Annotated in this window: 18 protein-coding genes and 1 tRNA gene; 10 read left to right on the top strand and 9 right to left on the bottom strand. The window is 61.6% G+C overall.

Translation table 11 applies throughout. From position 1 onward, the window contains the following. Window positions 1–5: 5 nt before the first annotated feature. Window positions 6–524, bottom strand: coding sequence for a GNAT family N-acetyltransferase (locus ACXJJ9_RS04910; protein ID WP_457096077.1), 519 nt, complete (start codon window positions 522–524; stop codon window positions 6–8). 304 nt (window positions 525–828) lie between these two features. Between ACXJJ9_RS04910 and ACXJJ9_RS04905 the strand changes: the two genes are divergently transcribed. Further along, on the top strand, window positions 829–1953 hold the full coding sequence (locus ACXJJ9_RS04905; protein WP_457096076.1) for an extracellular catalytic domain type 1 short-chain-length polyhydroxyalkanoate depolymerase: 1125 nt from the start codon (window positions 829–831) through the stop codon (window positions 1951–1953). Between the two features lie 103 nt (window positions 1954–2056). On the opposite strand, the gene ACXJJ9_RS04900 is transcribed toward ACXJJ9_RS04905, so the two are convergent. After that, a complete protein-coding gene (locus ACXJJ9_RS04900) occupies window positions 2057–2569 on the bottom strand; it encodes a hemerythrin domain-containing protein (RefSeq protein ID WP_457096075.1) in 513 nt (170 codons plus the stop codon). Window positions 2570–2769: 200 nt separating this feature from the next. Here ACXJJ9_RS04900 and ACXJJ9_RS04895 point away from each other — a divergent pair, with 200 nt between their 5' ends. From ACXJJ9_RS04895 to ACXJJ9_RS04875, 5 genes are all read left to right on the top strand, one after another. Further along, on the top strand, window positions 2770–2988 hold the full coding sequence (locus ACXJJ9_RS04895; RefSeq protein WP_457096074.1) for a hypothetical protein: 219 nt from the start codon (window positions 2770–2772) through the stop codon (window positions 2986–2988). Between the two features lie 138 nt (window positions 2989–3126). Continuing rightward, on the top strand, window positions 3127–3366 hold the full coding sequence (locus ACXJJ9_RS04890; protein ID WP_457096073.1) for a hypothetical protein: 240 nt from the start codon (window positions 3127–3129) through the stop codon (window positions 3364–3366). A 58-nt stretch (window positions 3367–3424) separates the two neighbouring features. Then, the gene (locus ACXJJ9_RS04885) at window positions 3425–3658 is read left to right on the top strand and encodes a hypothetical protein (protein WP_457096072.1); all 234 of its coding nucleotides are present in this window, start codon (window positions 3425–3427) and stop codon (window positions 3656–3658) included. A 495-nt stretch (window positions 3659–4153) separates the two neighbouring features. After that, entirely contained in the window at window positions 4154–4378 is a 225-nt protein-coding gene (locus ACXJJ9_RS04880; RefSeq protein WP_457096071.1) for a hypothetical protein, read from the top strand. Window positions 4379–5117: 739 nt separating this feature from the next. Next, a complete protein-coding gene (locus tag ACXJJ9_RS04875; protein ID WP_457096070.1) occupies window positions 5118–6191 on the top strand; it encodes an OmpA family protein in 1074 nt (357 codons plus the stop codon). Between the two features lie 791 nt (window positions 6192–6982). On the opposite strand, the gene ACXJJ9_RS04870 is transcribed toward ACXJJ9_RS04875, so the two are convergent. From ACXJJ9_RS04870 to ACXJJ9_RS04860, 3 genes are all read right to left on the bottom strand, one after another. Beyond that, window positions 6983–7720, bottom strand: a complete 738-nt coding sequence (locus ACXJJ9_RS04870; protein WP_457096069.1) for an alpha/beta fold hydrolase — start codon at window positions 7718–7720, stop codon at window positions 6983–6985. A 302-nt stretch (window positions 7721–8022) separates the two neighbouring features. Then, window positions 8023–8892 carry an SDR family oxidoreductase gene (locus ACXJJ9_RS04865; protein WP_457096068.1) on the bottom strand — a complete coding sequence of 290 codons (870 nt, stop codon included), beginning with the start codon at window positions 8890–8892 and terminating at the stop codon, window positions 8023–8025. A 26-nt stretch (window positions 8893–8918) separates the two neighbouring features. After that, window positions 8919–10301, bottom strand: coding sequence for an MATE family efflux transporter (locus ACXJJ9_RS04860; protein WP_457096067.1), 1383 nt, complete (start codon window positions 10299–10301; stop codon window positions 8919–8921). Here ACXJJ9_RS04860 and ACXJJ9_RS04855 point away from each other — a divergent pair. Further along, window positions 10300–11343, top strand: coding sequence for a LysR family transcriptional regulator (locus ACXJJ9_RS04855; protein WP_457096066.1), 1044 nt, complete (start codon window positions 10300–10302; stop codon window positions 11341–11343). The genes ACXJJ9_RS04860 and ACXJJ9_RS04855 overlap by 2 nt on opposite strands. Window positions 11344–11501: 158 nt before the next feature. On the opposite strand, the gene ACXJJ9_RS04850 is transcribed toward ACXJJ9_RS04855, so the two are convergent. Beyond that, window positions 11502–12503, bottom strand: a complete 1002-nt coding sequence (locus ACXJJ9_RS04850) for a quinone oxidoreductase family protein (RefSeq protein WP_457096065.1) — start codon at window positions 12501–12503, stop codon at window positions 11502–11504. 288 nt (window positions 12504–12791) lie between these two features. On the opposite strand from ACXJJ9_RS04850, the gene ACXJJ9_RS04845 reads away from it, so the two are divergent. Then, window positions 12792–13673, top strand: coding sequence for a TorF family putative porin (locus ACXJJ9_RS04845; RefSeq protein WP_457096064.1), 882 nt, complete (start codon window positions 12792–12794; stop codon window positions 13671–13673). Window positions 13674–13836: 163 nt separating this feature from the next. Here ACXJJ9_RS04845 and ACXJJ9_RS04840 read toward each other — a convergent pair. Further along, window positions 13837–13926: transfer RNA gene (locus tag ACXJJ9_RS04840), tRNA-Ser, on the bottom strand. 43 nt (window positions 13927–13969) lie between these two features. Then, window positions 13970–14992 (bottom strand): LysR family transcriptional regulator, encoded by a 1023-nt coding sequence (locus ACXJJ9_RS04835; RefSeq protein ID WP_457096063.1) that lies wholly within the window; start codon window positions 14990–14992, stop codon window positions 13970–13972. A gap of 115 nt (window positions 14993–15107) precedes the next feature. On the opposite strand from ACXJJ9_RS04835, the gene ACXJJ9_RS04830 reads away from it, so the two are divergent. Beyond that, window positions 15108–15689 carry an FMN-dependent NADH-azoreductase gene (locus tag ACXJJ9_RS04830; RefSeq protein ID WP_457096062.1) on the top strand — a complete coding sequence of 194 codons (582 nt, stop codon included), beginning with the start codon at window positions 15108–15110 and terminating at the stop codon, window positions 15687–15689. A gap of 110 nt (window positions 15690–15799) precedes the next feature. On the opposite strand, the gene serS is transcribed toward ACXJJ9_RS04830, so the two are convergent. Further along, window positions 15800–17092 (bottom strand): serine--tRNA ligase, encoded by a 1293-nt coding sequence (serS, locus tag ACXJJ9_RS04825; protein WP_457096165.1) that lies wholly within the window; start codon window positions 17090–17092, stop codon window positions 15800–15802. 118 nt (window positions 17093–17210) lie between these two features. Between serS and ACXJJ9_RS04820 the strand changes: the two genes are divergently transcribed. Next, window positions 17211–17846, top strand: a complete 636-nt coding sequence (locus ACXJJ9_RS04820; protein ID WP_457096061.1) for an energy transducer TonB — start codon at window positions 17211–17213, stop codon at window positions 17844–17846. The last annotated feature ends 7 nt before the right edge of the window (window positions 17847–17853 follow it).

The raw sequence follows: 17853 nt of genomic DNA, 5'->3' as shown, positions 1-17853 counted from the left end.
TGAAATCACTTCATGGCGTCAATCCAATAGCGTCGTTTTGGGCGACTTAGCGTGGCATCCTGATAAGTATCCGCAAAGACGCCGCCGTTCTTCTCAATCACCCGAATGGAAGCGGCGTTGTCGTCGTCGCACGTGACCAAGACGCGATCAAGGCCAAGCTCATCGTGTGCGAAGCGGACCGACGCTCGAAGGATCTGCGTCGCGTAGCTGCGGTTCCGAAACTCCGGAAGAACTGCGTAGCCAATGTGTCCCGCCACCATCCCGAGTGGTGGAGAGAGTGTATGGCGAATCGAAGCGCGTCCAACGATGTGCCCGTGGTCAAAGGCGAACAGAAATGAAGAAGGTGCCACATCAGGCGGCAGTCCACGCCCGGCGCGGTGATCTTCCAGGACCCGAAGAAATTCAATGTATGTCATGTCCTGGCGGTAGTCCCGCAGGAATGTTGGATTGTCGGAAGGAACTGCGGAACGCGCCTTAAGGAAGGCGCACTCGTCTTCTGGCCGAGGCTTTCTCAATTCAATCATGAGCTGCGAGAAGTCCTCATTAGCACCTAACGCCTACCTACCGATAGACGGACCGCGAGGTCCGGCAATGCATCTGTGGTTGCGCAATGACCGACCCCACGCGCCCCATTGATCAGGCGGCAGATTAGCGACGCGACATGCGGCTAACAAGTTGGCGCATGCCGGATCAAGCGTGCCAAGCGTCCGCTTTGGGTCGGACGCCACCCCAAGATCGCAGCATCCAGGCAGTCTTCATGCCGGGCTAACGCCGTATGCCACAGGGTGGTTTTGTTGCAATGCAGCAACAGCAAATTAGGAAAGTCGCTTGTCCCTATTGACCAAGCTTGTGGCGCGCGCGCGTGTTGCCCTCACTCCGCCCAAGGCCCCCGCCGCAGCCGGGGATCTGCAGGCCCAGATCACCCGGGTTATCAATGATGCATTGGTTGCCGCTGGCCTTTCGTCAGAGTCACCTTTGTCGCCACCTGAAGCAGATGGGTTACCTGCGCAGGAGCCATGGTGGAGCCAGCCCGCCCCTCGATCCGACCGCACGACCAGGTCGTATCCACTGCCAGGTACATTCGTGGAGCTTTCATTTGCCCATGCTGCCGGCAAGTGTCGCTACAAACTGTACGTACCTGTGCAATACACAGCGCCCCCTCCAACTGCTTACCCGTTGCTATTGATGCTTCATGGCTGCACGCAGTCGCCTGATGATTTTGCAGATGGCACGCGCATGAACGAGCTCGCCGAGCAACATGGATTCCTGGTGGCCTACCCTGCGCAATCCGCGAAAGCAAATGGTTCCAAATGTTGGAATTGGTTCCGGCCGAGTCATCAAATGCGTGCGAGTGGCGAGCCGGCTCTGCTCGCTGCCCTTACCCAAGATATCGTCCTCAAGTACGCCGTCGATCCGAAGCGCGTCTACGTGGCAGGACTCTCCGCAGGAGGTGCCATGGCGGTAATCTTGGGCGCCACATATCCCGATGTATTTGCGGCTGTTGGCTCCCACTCCGGGCTTCCGTATCGCGCCGCCCACGACGTACCTTCGGCCTTTGCAGCAATGAGTGGAAGCCATATCGCCCTTGACCCCATCGATGACATTTCGACGGGAGTATTGGCTTCGGTCACCCCACTGATAGCGTTTCAAGGCGATTGCGATAGGACGGTCGCTGCGAGTAATGCCGAGACGCTTGTAAAGCATGCAATCCGGGCCGCAGCGGCGCTCTCGCCAGAGAGCCATGTGAGCAAGGGTGAAGGAACCGGGCGGGCTTATACACGGACTACCTACACGACATCGCTCGGTGAGCCCATAGTCGAGTTGTGGCAGATACATGGTGCTGGCCATGCCTGGTCGGGAGGAAGCCCCCTCGGTAGTTACACCGACACGCAAGGACCTGATGCTTCCGCTGAGATGGTGCGGTTCTTTCTACAGACAAGCCGCGAGGCCTGAAAGGCGGAGCAGTGTGCGAAAGGACACTGCACTCACGTCGTTGCCGTAAGCGTGTAACGCCGGCGTCCGCGAGTGCCTACCTGCGGCGGACACGGCGCACCCCTTATTGGACCAAGGACTGCCTAAGCCCGGCCCTGGCCTTCTCCGCGACGACGCGAGTTGCTGCGGTGCCCGTCTGTTTCCAGGCTTCGTATTGCTCATCCAGCTGCGCCCGTTCCTCGGCCGAGAAGAGCTCACGCGCCATTTTGAACATCGTCTTCTCTTCTTCCTTCGCGTGATGGTCGATGAACTCGCCAAACACCTTGGTACGCCCAGCAAATTCTGGTGTTCCGAGGTCGGCGGCATGTACCTCTGGAATTACCGAAGTCTCGACGGCGTGGTGCTCCGCCAACGCCTCTGCATGAGTCTGCAGCCCGTCGCGATCGGCCCGTTTCTTGAATGCGGGATAGAACACCTTCTCCTCCCACTTTGCGTGCGGGATCAGATTCGCTTCGATCTCTTCAAGCAACCCGGCGCGCTTCTTCACCCCGCGATCGGTGGTGTCTTTCATTTCCACAAACAGCGCGCGCAGCGCGTCATGTTCGGCCTTGAGTGTTTGCAGGATGTCGCGTGCCATGTGATGAACCTCGATTCGCAAATGAGCACATACGGTCGCACGCGAGCGGTGCACGTAACGTGACCCGCCCCGTGCAAGTACGGGCAGACTGAACCATTTAGCTGGCCATCCAAAGTGAACGGCGATGCATCACAGTCTGTTACAGGGTGCGCGGCATCTTTTGTGCACCGACACTCGTCAGGCACACAGGAATAGATCTAATGGCTAGCAACAACACTGGTAACAATCAGAGTCGGCAAACTGGCAGCAACGACAATCGACAGCAGGGATTGGGCCGCGAGCAGGACAAGAGGCAAGTCGGCCGCAAGGACGATGATCAATCGAGCCCCCAGGACCAAGGCAGACAAGGCAATCCACAGAATCTAGGCAATTTAGGCCGCCAAAGTGATCCCTACCAAAGCGACCGTGACAACATCTAGCGCTCAACCGCCAGTACATCAGAGCCCCGCAGAAGCGGGGCTTTTTCCTAGCCGTGAAGATTCGCGGTGTATCCCGTCCGTCATCCATGACTCACCGCCGACCGCGCACTATTACGACGTCCTCAGGAAGTGCGTTTGATGAAGCGTTTTGACCACCACGAAGCAATTCATGCGTTGGAAATGGTGATTATCCAAGTCGCCGATTCTGAGGACCACGGATTAGCGCAACACATATGGAGCGTGCTGGTTCAAATTGAAGAGAATTACCTTTCGACCAGCCTCGCGGGAGCCTCGCTGCGACGAATTCGGGATCATGTCGCTCTGCTGATAGCAGCTCACGAAAAAATGAACCCTTTATCCCCTCCCGCCCCGCCTTGACGGCAAGCGCTCCACCCTGGATGTACCATTCCCCGGGTGTGAGATGCGAGCCATTCAGATGGGTGCGAACGCCTCGGGGTTGGAAGAAGTATTTGAAGCCCTCGCGACCGTGATTTCCCGAATCGCCACGACGGGGGAACGCGAGCTGGCAAACAATATCTGGTGCCTGCTGATTCAAGTCGAGGAGAGCTACTCCGAAGGGAGTGAAGCTCGGCAGGCGCTGCGGCGAGTGAGAGAACGCGTCGCGCTCGCGCTGGGAATGCGCCCGGAAGACAGCCCCACGAGCACGTAAGTTAGTCGGATTGCCCCCCGCGAGAGCGTCCGGGGGACATGCTCACCAACGTCCAACTTGTGATGCTGCGAGCCCATTCCTGGGCCGCGTGCTAGTTGGAAACGATTTCGTGAGCCATGGGCCACTGGCACGGCGGACACGCACGCGCCAAGTCGTCTTGCCGGTATTGCCGACACTCTTCTCGAAGCTCGCCACCGCTGCCCCAAAGTGTCCCCTGAGGGACACCCTGCCACCGCCAAGCGGCCGTTGAAATTGCATGACCATTGATTTGGCGGAAGCGGGTGAGATTCGAACTCACGGATGGGTCTCCCCATCGCCGGTTTTCAAGTGCGAAACACCCTATAAATCAGCAACTTGCGCCAGAAAGTACCAGTAGGGAAATCACTCACTTCCACACCCGCCAACACTCGCCGTCATTGAGAGTCCTGAGCAACGCTGTCCCAAAACGGTCCCAGAGGACGTATTGGAAATTATCCAACTGGCGAGGGAAACAACATGAGCACAGCGCTTCTACAGTGGCATGAGCTTGGGGAAGTCAAGGTCAGATTGAGCCACGTCTCCGCCGTGTCGATAGTTAAGCCAGACGGCACAGAGGGGTTCGGCTACACCGTAAACATGATTGGCGGGCAAAACTTCAATGTCCTCTTTGAAGAGCAGTCGGCCGCTGAGACAAGTAGGGAAAAGCTGATCCAGATCTTGACCGACTCCGTCCCGGACTGAGTCATTTCAGGCGAATAATCACAGCGAACGGTTGCGCCATGCCCCGCCCCCCATCCGGAAACGACCAGACCTACAAGCTGACCGTTCCACTCCCGGCACCGGCGAAGCTTTTCTGGTCCGTCACCGTCTAAGACAACATGACGCGTAGCGAGATCGTCAACGACCAGGGCAAGGCAGCGCTGCGTTCGCTGTTCGAGGTCTAGGATGCCACCGGGGCATCGGTGGAGCTCTTCGTCGAACCGAAGGCGCCCAAGGGACAGGAGGCGCACTGGATTCAAACGAATCTGGGGAAAGGCTGGTTCGCCTCCGGCATTCGATGGCAGTTGGAAGCCCGGTAACTTCACCGAAGTGAAGTAGCGCATGAGCAATGTCCGCTTTGGGTCGAAAGCGGACGCGGACTCCACGCCACAGCCGACACTCGCGGATGCCCGCTGAAGCGGCCGGACTGTCGACACCTACATGGGGGGTGTTCCGACCGAGATCCCCATGCGCAATCTACTCCTGACCACGGCGGAACCCTGTGCCGCCCACCAATTGAATCAACGGATTGGGCCGGTTTTCTAATTGTGGCATTCCGAAAACACACAAAAAATATACGAATCGTCCTGTCAAAGAGGCGGTTTTTGTCTCCGGGACCGTCTCCGCGTGGTTCGCCCATTCACTCATTTATACGGACCGTGGGACCACTCTCTGTCCTCTTGCGGACGTGGGCCCGCGCTTTGGACAGGAAGGAGAGGAAATGACGCACAAGTCGAAAATCTGGAAGGGGGTTGTCGTGGGAATTCTCGGCGGCCTTGTCGCGTCGCCATTGTTTGCCGTCGAGATCATCACGCGGGACGATATCGTCAACAACGTCGTCAAGAAGGATCAGCTGGTCAAGGTTGCGGACAACGCAATCCTGTTCCTCGACACCTCGTCGTCGACGAACGACAAATTCATGGACACGGACAAGCCCGCGGTCCAGGTGGTGAAAAACGAGCTCAAGAACAGAAATGAGTACTTCCCGGATATCGGGCACAACATCGGCATCTATACCTATACGGATTGGCAGGAAAACCTTCCGGTGCAGCCCTACAACCGCGATAGCGTCGCCGCGGCGCTGGATACCATGCGCGACCGGGGCAGCGGACCGACGCCCCTCAAGATCGGGCTGCAGAAGCTCGATGGCATCCTCAAGCCACTGTCGGGCAGGACGGCCGTCTTCGTGTTCTGGGACGGTGAATACACCGGGCAAAACCCCGCCGAGGTCGCCAAGCAGCTGGCCCAGAAATACGACGTCTGCTTTTACGTGATCAGCAGCGCAAAGCCGAAAAGGGAAGCCGCTCTCACGCAGGACGTCGCGACCCTCAATTCGTGCTCGCGGGTGATTCCGCTTGCCGATTTCGTCAACCGGCCCGAATACACGAGCGGGGCGCTGTACGACGTGAAGGTGACGGACCAGGTCGTCACGAGCACCGACACCAAGATCGTCGGGCTCAAGGTGGACGACATCAACTTCGCCACCAATAAGACCGCGCTCGCCGCCGAGGACAAGGCCGACCTGGACAAGGTGGCCGAGTTCATGAAGGACAAGCCGAAGTCCTATGCCAAGATCGCCGGGTATACCGACAACGTCGGAAGCCGGGATCACAACGAAGGCCTCTCCCGCGATCGCGCCAAAATGGTTGCAAGCTACCTGAAGTCCCGTGGCGTCGATGACTCCCGGATGATGCTTTTCTGGTACGGCCCCACCAACCCGAAGGTGGCCAATGACAGCCCCGCAAACCAGGCGATGAATCGACGCGTCGAGCTCGCCGTGGGTCTTGGAGAATAGCCCGGGCTAGTAGGGGCTCGCCGATTTGAACAGCAGCCCGATCGATGCAACAGCTGTTGAGTAACCCCGCACCGAGTGCGGGGTTTCTTTTTGGTCAGTGGCGGTCACCAAGCCTTGGAGGGTGACCATTTGCCCCCCAATGTCCGCTCTCGGCCAGAAGCGGACACCTGTCAGCGCCTGCACTCACTAGAGCTTGTTCGCCCACCATCAATCGCGAAGGCATCGACCTCTAGCCAGCGATCCCGCCCGTCGGATGTTTGCCGATACGTACCGCAAAGGGTCGCGGCGAGCGGTCGATGGTGCTGAATCTTCGACTTGAGCGCCTCGGAGTAAAGCAAGGATTGCTGGCTTGCCTTGAGCGCATCCGTGAACACCACCAACTTCTGACTTCCGGACGGGCAGGACACCAGGATCAGCCCGTGGTGGTGTGCATCAAGGCAGCCCCGAAGGACGACTTGTCGCCCATTGAACGATCGGCCGTCGGCAATGACCGCCCCCACGTCGGCACGCTGCGGCTCCGCCGATAATTGCAAGCCGCGATGCTCGCGATAAGCGCTGCCATCGCAGAAGCCCTCAGTACGTGCATTGCCCCCCCCAAACAGCCGACCCGTTGCACGCGAAGATAAATGATTGTCGGACCAGCACGGGCGAATGTCCGCTATGGGTCGTTAGCGGCCATGGCTGATGCAAAAAAACGCCTGAGCCGTTCGCCATTGGCGTGTTCTGCTCTCCTCGCCCGTCATAGTGGCGCCGACACCATGACGGGTAAGGGGCAGACGCCGTGACTCCCGCTACTCGGACGATTGCGCGGCTCTCTCAATCAACGCCGCAACTTCCCGCGCGTGCGAGATATACACTGCATGGCTCGCCTTGAGCTCGATGGTTTCAGACCTTGCCCGACGGCTCATGAATCGCTCCAGTTCCGGATTGATCTCGCGATCCTCTGTGGCTACGACGGCATAGCTCGGCTTCGTCAGCCATGCGGGCGACTCGGCGGTAGCACCGAATGAAGCCTCGGCAATCGGCACCTGTGAAATCGCCGAGAAGTGCACAGCGCGTTCCGGGAGGTCCCCGGCAACGTCCTGATGGAACAATTCGGGCTTCACTTGCAAGAAGCCGCCACCAACGGGAACTACGCTCTGCGCTGCAGGCGGTGCCATGGTCTGCAACGCCCCCGCGCTTTCACCAGCCGTCGGTTCGAACGCCGCAACGTACACCAAGCCGCGGACAGAGGGATGATTGCCCGCCTCGGAGATGACCATGCCACCCCAGCTGTGGCCGACGAGCACCGACGGCCCCGCGCGGTCCAGCACCAACCGTGTTGCCGCGACATCGGCATCGAGCGAAGTCAATGGCTCCTGCACGACATGCACGGAATAGCCGTCGCGTTCCAGAATGTCCGCAACGGGCTTCCAGCCCGAGCCGTCGACGAACGCACCGTGGACAAGAACAACGCTTTTTACGGCGGCGAATGCCGATGTCGTCGTCAGCATGCCCGCCGCGGCAAGTACAAGAAGAATCTTTTTCATTAGAGCGCCTCAGGTAGTGGAAATCGAACGGGAGACGGCACCAGTCGGCGCGATCCAACGCACTCCGCATGGTGGCCATCGCCACGACATACGGTGGATCCAAGTCGCTGGGCATTCCATTGAACAAAGGTATGGTTCGCTTATCCATTGTCAGACACCTCAACCGCAGCAACGACAATTTGCGACTAGCCTCCAGGCATGGGGGAGTCATGTTCTGAAATGATGGCCATTGCCTCTCCTTCGGAATCGGCGCTGCAGATTGCACATGCAACAGCGCTCGAAAAATCTCATTCCTCGGTACTTCAACCGACAAATGCTTCCTTCTCTGCCCGAGCAAAAGCCTCAAAACAGGTTGGCTTTTGTCCGGTGATTTCCTCCACCGCAGTGGAAACCCGTGCGGTGTATCCCAACTTGATTGCGTGATGATGCTCCAACAAGCTTTCGATGATTTCAGGAGGCATTCCTGCTTTTTGCATGGATACGCGGGCAGCTTCAACCGGCACATCGACGTACTTGATGACCTTGTCGGTCACTGACGAAAGAATGCTCGCGATTTCGGCGCCCGAGAGTGCTTCCGGCCCGGACAGGTAATACGCCTTGTTCCCGTGACCTTCCTCCGTCAAGGCCCGATGGGCAACCTGGGCGATATCGCGGGCATCGATGTAGGCCGATCTTCCGTCGCCTTGCGGCGCATAGAAGGCGCCATGATCACGAATGGTCTGCGAGTAGAAATTGCTCACGTTTTGCATGAAAGCATTTGCCCGCAAGAACGTATAAGCAGCTACGCCGGACTGCTCGATTTCTTTTTCGACTGTCCTGTGCCACTTGGCCAGTGTATCCAGCTCGGTTTCAGCCCCTCCGCCGGATAGCTTGACCAGGTGGGCCACACCGGCTCTCCTGGCTGCACCGACAATCGAAGAGGAAAGGTCCACCATGCCCGGAACGAGAGGCGTTGCAAAATAGACTTTCTCGATGCCGTTCATGGCTTTTACAAGAGAGTCGACATCGTTCAGATCGGCGTTCGCCAATTCGACTCCCAATGTCTGCAGTTCGCTTCTATTGCTCGTCGGGCGAACGGTAGCGCGTGTTTCATGTCCGCTCTTCGCCAGAAGTCTTACCAATTCTTTTCCTGTCGTTCCCGTAGCCCCAACCACCAGGATGTTTGCGCTCATACCGATTTACTCCTATCTTTTGGTGTCTACCGATCCCAGCGAGTCCGCAGGAATCCAAACAGGCTGGTGGACGCCGCCGCGATGAGACTGGCGGACACCAGTACGAAAGCAGTGTGCAGACTCGCGCGGCCCTGCATGACCAGCACCATCGCAGTCAGCGAGAATGTGCAGCGCACCAAGCTCCCGGCCATCGGCCAGAGGATGCGTTTCGCCCCCTGCCCTGCAAAGTAGAGTTCGAGGATCACGCCTATCACTGCATAGAAAGGTGCGACTACATGCAGGTATTGGGTGCCGACCGCCATGACGGCGCTGTCGCTAGTAAAAAGGCCCAGCCAGAGTTGCGGGAAGAGCGAAGCGAAAAGTCCGACCAGGCCAACCAGGCCGGCAACGAATAGTGCGTTCACGATCGCCACTCGCCGGGCACGCAGCACGTTACCTGCACCGAGGTTCGTGGCCACCAGCGTGATCGCGGCGGTTCCGCAGCCGAACATCACCGGCGATAGCAGCATCTCGAGGCGCGAGGCAATGCCGTAGCCGGCGATGGCGGCGACGCTCACCGCACCAGCCGCTGCGGTCAGGGCGGCGGCCGAGATCGCCAACATGACAACGTTGATCGACGACAGCAAGCCGACGCCCAGGATCGCGCTGAAGTGCTTTCGCTGCAGCGGGTAGCGTCGCAGGCGCAGCGTCGAGGAGCGCGAACGCATGTAAACGACCACGACGGCCAGCGTAGCGATATTGCACAGCACCTGGGCAACGCCGGCGCCCGCCACACCCATGCGCGGCGCGCCCAGCCAGCCGTTGATCAACACCGGTGACAAGATCAAGCCGGCGACCGCGCCGCCCAGTATGGTCATCGCCGGCACCTTGACGTTTCCGGTTCCGCGCAGCGCCGCCTGCAGCAGCAGCAGGATCCAAAACGAGATGGCGCCACCGAACAGGATGTCGGAGTAGACAATCGCCTGATGCAGGGACGCTCCGCTGCCGCCAAGACTGCGGTACAGCGCAGGGCCGGACATCAGCACCACCAAGGAGAACAGTCCGCCTCCTACCGCGCCGATTATCAGCGCATGCCAGGTCAGGCTTTCGGCCTCGTCATGGCGGCCCGCACCGTTGGCGCGGGCGATGGCGGAGGAGACGCCGCCACCGATGCCGGCACTCGCGACCGTGGTCATCAGCACCATGACGGGAACCACCAGCGATGCTGCGGCGATCGCTTTCAGGCCTAGTGCGCTGACGAAATAGGTCTCGGCGACACTGAGCAAGGTCGACATGAACAGCACTGCGGCCGTCGGCAACGCAAGGCGGATCAATTGCCACAACAGCGGACCGTGGAGCAGTTTGTTGGCCGGCAAGTTGTCAGGACGCGGAGCAATCTGATTGACCTGACTGGCAAGAGCAGCGGACATGGCTTTCTCTGATCACGGCGGGCGCGAGGTTCGCGATGGAGCTAGCCTGGGCGCGCCGGACCCACTTGACCAGTGCAATGTTTGGAAGCAAATATTGCATGAGATGAAAACATATGATCTGAACCTGCTGCGCACGCTGGACGCGCTGCTGACCGCCGGCAGCGTTACCGGCGCTGCCGAACGCCTTCACCTCAGCGTGCCGGCGACCAGCCATGCGCTGGCGCGCCTGCGGGAGCTGACCGGCGATCCGCTTCTGGTGCGCGCTGGCCGCCGCCTGGTGCCGACGCCGCGCGCCGTGGCACTGCGCGAGCCGGTGGCGCAGTGGATTGCGAAGGCCGCGACGCTGGTGGAAGTGCCGCGTGGGGACGACTTGGCGGCCACGGAGCGCACCTTTGTCGTTCGCGCGCCGGACGGTTTTGCCATCGCCTTCGGGGCGGCTCTCGGCGCCGCGCTGGCGGCGGACATGCCGCGCGCTCAGTTGCGCTTCGTGACCGAGACACAAGACGACCCCGGCGCCCTGCGCGACGGTCGCGTCGACCTCGACATTGGTACGTTCAGACCACGCGACCCGGAGATCGAGGTCGTCGATCTGTTCCCCCAGGCGCTGATTGCGATCGTGCGCGCCGGTCATCCGTTCGCCGCCCGCCCCGCGACCGCACGCCGCTACGCTGCACAGTTGCACGTTGATGTGCAGCGGCGCCCCGGGGCACCCTCGTTAGTCGACGATGCATTGGCTGCGCTCGGCCTGGCGCGGCGCGTCGTGGTGACCGTGGCGAACGCCAGTGCGGCTCCCGTCATTGCAGCGCGTGGCAACTTTGTCGCCACCCTCAGCGAGCGGCTGGCACGAGCGATGGCGCCGGGCCTCGGTCTTGTGGTGGTGCCGCTGCCGTTTCTGCCACGCGGCGAGACGATGGTCATGGCATGGCATCCGCGCCACGCAGCCGATCCGGCGCATGCCTGGCTGCGGCGGCAAGTGCCGGCAGCGGTCGCCGCCACCGGTGCACCACCAGGACATCTGGTGTTCTCGGCCCCTTCGACCTGAGCTCAGCGCGCCAGCGGTACAAAGCGACTCGCGGAGAGCGTTCGCTTGCGGGCTCGCAACACGGCTCTTAGCTTGAACGGAGTCTGCCCCATCCACTTCGGATCGAAAGCGCCCGTTCGTCGACAGTCATGCGTGTGCGCATTCGGATCGGTGCCTCGTCATGTGCGGGCAACCCGCATGATGACTCGACCATACGGACGATCCTCAATCAGATGCCGAATGGCCTCGGCGGCCTCGACCAGCGGAAAGACCTTGGCAATCGTCGGCTTCAGGGCACCCTCTTTCAGATATCCGAGGATCGTCTCATTTGCCGCCGCGATCTTTTCCGGCGCAAACAGCCTGAAAGTGAAGCCGCTGATCGTCGCACCCTTCCAGATGATGTCGGTCACGTTCAATTCCGCCTCCCGCCCTCCGGCGTAACCGGCCACAACGATCGCGCCGCCGAATGCAAGCGAGGCGAGCACCTGACCTGTCAGCTTTCCGCTCACCCCATCGACCGCCACATCGACGCCTTTCCCACCGGTAATACGCAGCACACCGTCTCTCAGGCTCTCCTTGGACAGGTCGACGACATGCTCATAGCCGTCAGCGCGCGCCCGCTCGGCCTTCTCTGTTGTGCTGGCGGTGGAGATCGTCGATGACGCCCCGAGGCGTCGCGCAATCTGCACGGTTTCCATCCCGACAGCGCTACCGATGGCCGGCGCCAGCACCGTTTGTCCTGGCTTGAACTTCGCGATTTCCGTCAATGCCAAGTAGCCTGTCAGATATCCCGCGCCCGCGATGAATGCCGCAGCAGTATCGTCGTCCAGCTCATCCGGTACGCGGACAACTCCGGCGGCGGGTATCGCGACGTACTCGCACCAGGTGCCATCGACGATCAGACCCAAACCCGGCGCCCTGACGAACACTCGATCACCAATTTTGAAATCGGAATTGCGCGCTTCGACCACGATGCCCGCCCCCGTTTGTCCACCGATTCTGGGCAAGTTTTCGGGCGTGGATAAATAGATGTGCCCCGAACGAAACGTGTTGTCGAGCGGGTTGATTCCGACAGTGCGCATTTCCACGAGGAGCTCGCCGTCCTTCGGCTGGGGACGGCCGACTTCAACCAGGCGGTTTTCTTGATAACCGCCATAGGCTCGATATTGGATGGCTTTCATGACGTTCTCCGTCATTGATGTGGCTATTGATGCCACGAATGCTCAATCGCCTGGGGTCCACGCCGCCAATTTCGACCGCATCATGCACAACGAAGCGTCGGATTCCGAGGCTCGATAGACGTCCGAAAGATACGGTGATAGCCAGTAGCAGCGCAATCTCGCCAGTCTTCTGCGCGGTCGCGGAGCGCGCGCACCGTCACCCGCCTCAACTGCCAGGAACGCGCGATGTCCGCTTCGGGTCGGCGGCGGACATTGGCGGTTCGAGGACGAATGTGCTGGATCGTATCAATGGCCGCTATCGGCCAAAAGCTGACGGTTTCCCGCTCAGAGCTGAAGCTTTACGTCGAATTGACGCGGCCCGCCGGTGAGCGAATAGAGGTTTTACGCCTCATCTGCCGAAAATTTCAGCGTGGCCAAGAGGGCCTCGTCGAAAAGTCCGAGCAGTTGATGAAACAGATTCTTCGTGCGCGCGCAGCGCGCCTGCCCCTGGCCACAGCCATCTGCGCCGTCGCCGGGCTGATGGCGCTGGCTTCCCAAGCCAAGGCGGTCGAAGTGAGCGGCAATGCTGCGCTGACCACCGACTATGTCTGGCGCGGCAGCACGCAGACTCAGGGTGATCCGGCGGTCCAGGCCGGCTTCAAGGTGGCCGGCAATACCGGCCTGTATATGTCGATCTGGGGTTCGAACGTCGAGTTCGCACCCCAAACCCACGCAAGCAGTGAGTTCGACTTCACCGTCGGCTGGGGCAGAAAGTTGTCCAACGACTGGGCTGTCGACGTCAACATCCTGTACTACCGCTATCCGTCGACCACGGTCGATCTCAACTGGACCGAGTTGAACGGAACAGTCACCTACGCCGACAACTACTGGCTGTCGGTGGGCTACTCGCCGGAAGCACTCGGCAGCAGCGACACCGGCGTGTACACGCAGCTCGGGGCGCGCTTCCCGGTCACCGGCACGCTGCGGGTTGAGGGCGCGATCGCGCATTACTTCTTGGACTACGTGAACGACCGTAGCTACTCGCACGCGCAACTGAGTGCGATATGGGCGCTCAGGGCACCGTTCGAGCTGCGCTTGACAGCACATGGCACGGATTCGAACGCAAAGCAGATTTTTGGCGAGGACTTTGCGGGCTCGCGCGTGGAAGCGGCATTGCAGGCCAACTTCTGACGTCCCGCAACCAAGCCCGAGCGACAGCTCGGATCAATGCGGGGCGATGTCACGGAGCACATCTCGCTCGAGCGCGAGCCAATCAAGCTGTTGGGATCTGCGTAGGGAACCCGACAGAAGTGAAAGCATAATAGCTTTCATATCAAATAGTTAGAATTAGACGTGGCGGAAGCGGTGAGATTCGAACTCACGGATGGGTCTCCCCATCGCCGGTTTTCAAGACCGGTGCCTTAAACCGCTCGGCCACGCTTCCGTAGTGCTGCTGCCCCGGGACGAGCCGCGGGGGGCGCATTCTCTCACGCCGGCTCGACAGTGGGCTCGCGCGATTTGCCTGCTGCCTTTTCCTTGGCAGCGTGCGCACCCTTCTTCACCCCTTCCGGGCAAGGACCCGGAATATCGCCGCACTGCAGCCGCGCCGATTCCACCAGGCCCGGGACGCGCTCGGCCAGGAAATCGATGAACACCCGTACCGCCGGCAACAGCCCGCGGCGCGACGCGAACACCGCATGGAAGATGCCCTGCGGCAGGCGCCACTGCGGCAGCACGACTTCCAGCTCGCCATTGCGTACGGCTTCGGCGCATACGGTTTCCGGGAGCATGGTGATGCCCACGCCCTGCGTCGCCAGCGCCATCAGCATCGGGAAGTCGAAGCCGGCCACGCGCGGCTTGAGTTCGACGCGGCGCACTTCGCCGTTGGGACCGTGCAGTTCCCAGCGCTGGTGGGCTTCGTCCTCGTTCATGCTGAGGGTGACGTGCTGGGCGAGATCGTCCGGATTGGCCGGACGCCCCATGCGCTTGAGGTAGCCCGGGCTGGCAACCAGCAACTCCTGGATCTGGCCGAAGTTGCGCATCACCAGGCTGCCGTCGTCGTCGAGGCGATTGCGTACGCGCAGGGCGACATCGACGCCTTCGTTGATGATGTCGACGCGGCGGTTGCTGACGTGCAGCTGCACGCGCACCTGCGGGTACTTGGCCAGGAATTCCGGCAGCAGCTTCGGCATCTGCTGCTGCGCCATTCCCACGGGCACGCTCACGCGGATCACGCCGCGCGGTTCCGCGCTGAGGCGGTCGACGACTTCGCGCGCGGCTTGTGCCTCGGCCAACATCGACTGCGCATGGCGGTAGACGCTGTGCCCGACTTCGGTCACGGCGAAGCGACGCGTGGAGCGTTGCAGCAGGCGCACGCCCAGGTCGGTCTCGAGCTGGCTGATGCGGCGGCTCAGGCGCGACTTGGGGATACCCAGCGCGCGTTCCGCGGCGGCGAAACCCTGGTGGTCGACCACGGCGGCAAAGTAATAGAGGTCGTTGAGGTCCTGCATGGCGATTATCCTGCAATCAGAACAGTCAGTGATATTAAACCAGCTTTATCCTACTCATGCAACAGCGGAAAGTACGCCCCAACGCGGCCCTGGCCGTACCCATCGGGAGATTTCCATGAAACTGCTGCATATCGATTCCGCCGCCACTGGCGCCGGCTCCGTCACCCGCGAGCTTACCGCTACCATCGTCGCACGCTGGCAGGAGGCCGTACCTGGCCTGTCGGTCACCTATCGCGACCTCGACGCCGAGCCGCTGCCCCACCTGACCGGTCCGGTCCTGACCAAGGTCGATCCGGCCATCGCCGAGGCCGGCGAACAGACGCTCCAGCAGTTCCTCGACAGCGATGTCATCGTGCTCGGCGCGCCCATGTACAACTTCAGCGTGCCCTCGACGGTGAAGGCTTGGATCGACCGCATCGCGCTGGCCGGCCGCACGTTCCACTACACCGAGACGGGCCCGGAAGGCCTGGTGCACGGCAAGCGCCTCGTCATCGCCAGCGGTCGTGGCGGCCTGTACGGCGACAGCAGCCCGGCGGACTTCCAGGAAGCCTACCTGCGCCAGGTGTTCAGCTTCCTCGGCGTCACCGACATCGAGTTCGTGCGCGCCGAAGGCGTTGCCTACTCGCCGCAGCACCGCACCGATGCGCTGGAAGGCGCGAAGGCCGCGATCCAGGTGCCGTTGCGCGAAGCTGCGTGATCTGAAGCTGCACGATCTCGTTCCAGTCACGCGTTTCCACGCCCTCCCCTGCGCCGGAAACGCAAACGGGCCCGCATTGCGGGCCCGTTCCTTTTCTATCAGGCAATCGGTCAGGCGATGCGTTCGGCGCCGCCCATGTAGGGGCGCAGCACCTCAGGCACCGTGATCGAACCATCCGCTTGCTGGTAGTTCTCCATCACCGCGATCAGCGCGCGGCCCACGGCGACGCCCGACCCATTGAGCGTATGCGTCAGTTCCGGCTTGCCGGTGGCGGGATTGCGCCAGCGTGCCTGCATGCGGCGGGTCTGGAAGGATTCGCAGTTGGAGCAGGAGGAGATTTCGCGATAAGTGTCCTGCGACGGCAACCAGACTTCCAGGTCGAAGGTCTTGGTCGCAGCGAACCCCATGTCGCCGGTGCACAACAGCACGCGGCGGTACGGCAGGCCCAGCTTTTCCAGCACGACTTCGGCGCAGCGGGTCATGCGCTCGTGCTCTTCGTAGCTCTCTTCCGGCTTCGTGATCGAGACCAGTTCGACCTTCTCGAACTGGTGCTGGCGGATCATGCCGCGGGTATCGCGGCCGTGGCTGCCGGCTTCGGCGCGGAAGCACATCGAATGCGCGGTCATCCGCAGCGGTAGCGCGTCGGCTTCGACGATCTCGTCGCGGACGATGTTGGTAAGGGGCACTTCAGAAGTCGGGATCAAGTAGCGCTTGTGCGCATGCTCGCCCTCACCCACCGTCGTCGCGAACAGGTCGTCCTCGAACTTCGGCAGCTGGCCGGTGCCGCGCATTGAATCGGCATTGACCAGAAGCGGTACGTTGGTTTCCTGGTAACCGTGCTCGCCGGTGTGCAGGTCGAGCATGAACTGTGCGAGCGCGCGGTGCAGTCGCGCCAGTTGCCCGCGCAGCACGGTGAAGCGGGCGCCGCTGAGCTTGGCGGCGGTGTCGCCATCGAGCCAGCCGTTGCGCGCACCGAGTTCGACGTGATCTTTGACCGCGAAGTCGAACGTGCGCGGCGTGCCCCAGCGATGCTGTTCGGCGTTGTGCGCTTCGTCCTGGCCGAGCGGTACCGATTCGTGCGGGATGTTCGGAATGACGAGCGCGATCGCTTCGATCTGGGCGCGGATGTCCTCGAGGCGGTGCTCCGAAGTCTTCAGCTCCTCGCCGAAACCGGCGACCTCGGCCATCAACGCCGACACGTCCTCGCCCTTGGCCTTGGCCTGCCCGATCGCCTTGCTGCGCGTATTGCGCAGGTTCTGCAGCTCCTGGGTGCGGATCTGGATCTGCTTGCGCTCGCTTTCCAGCGCCTCGAGCGCAGCGGCGTCGAATTCGAAGCCGCGGGTCTCGCGCAGGCGCGCGGCGAGTTCGGCGGGGTTCTGGCGCAGCAGGGTCGGGTCGAGCATGGCGGGCGTGGCGGCAAAGGTGACGAAGCTCGCGATTATCGCAGGCTTGTTGCGTCGATTGCCCAATTATTAACAAGCAGCCCGTCACCATCGGACCGTCCCCCTTGTGCGCTGCCCCATGACCCATAGCCCTTCCGCGTCGCAACCGCCTCATCGCTTCGACTTCGCGGCCTGGCGTCCGTCCCGCCGGGCCCTGCTCTGGGTGCTGGGCGCGTTCGTACTCGGGCTATTGCTGTTCCTGCTGGTCTGGCGGAGCAACAGCGACAGCGACTTCTACCGCGCCGGGCCGGCAGCGCCCACGGCGGCCAATCCGCAGTACGCGCCGTTGCCCGCCCCCGTGGCGGCGGGTTCGGATGAGGTCAGCGACGTACCGGCACCCGCCCCGTCGCAACGCGGGGACGAGCAGCAACCCCGTCTGGTGGAGACCGCGCCGCCGCCCCCGCCTGCCGCCCCCGCACCAACGGCGCCCCCTGCCGCAGCGGTGGCCACGGCGCAACCACAGCCAATTTCCACGCCCTCGCCGAAGTATCCGGCGCAGGCCTTGCGCAACGGCGAGCGCGGCACGGTGATGGTCAGCGTGGAAATTGGCGCGGATGGCGTGCCAACGGACGTCGGCGTCGCCAGGAGCAGCGGATCGCGCCAGCTCGACCGTGCTGCCGTGGATGCGGTGCGACGCTGGCGCTTCCGTCCAGCGATGGCCGATGGCCGGCCCACCACGGGCCGGGTGCAGGTGCCGATCAGTTTCGAGAATTGACGGCGGG

The organism is Lysobacter sp. P5_B9 (assembly GCF_054049835.1).
Note: the sequence above shows the minus strand (reverse complement) of the source record. Positions and strands in the feature narration are given on the sequence as shown.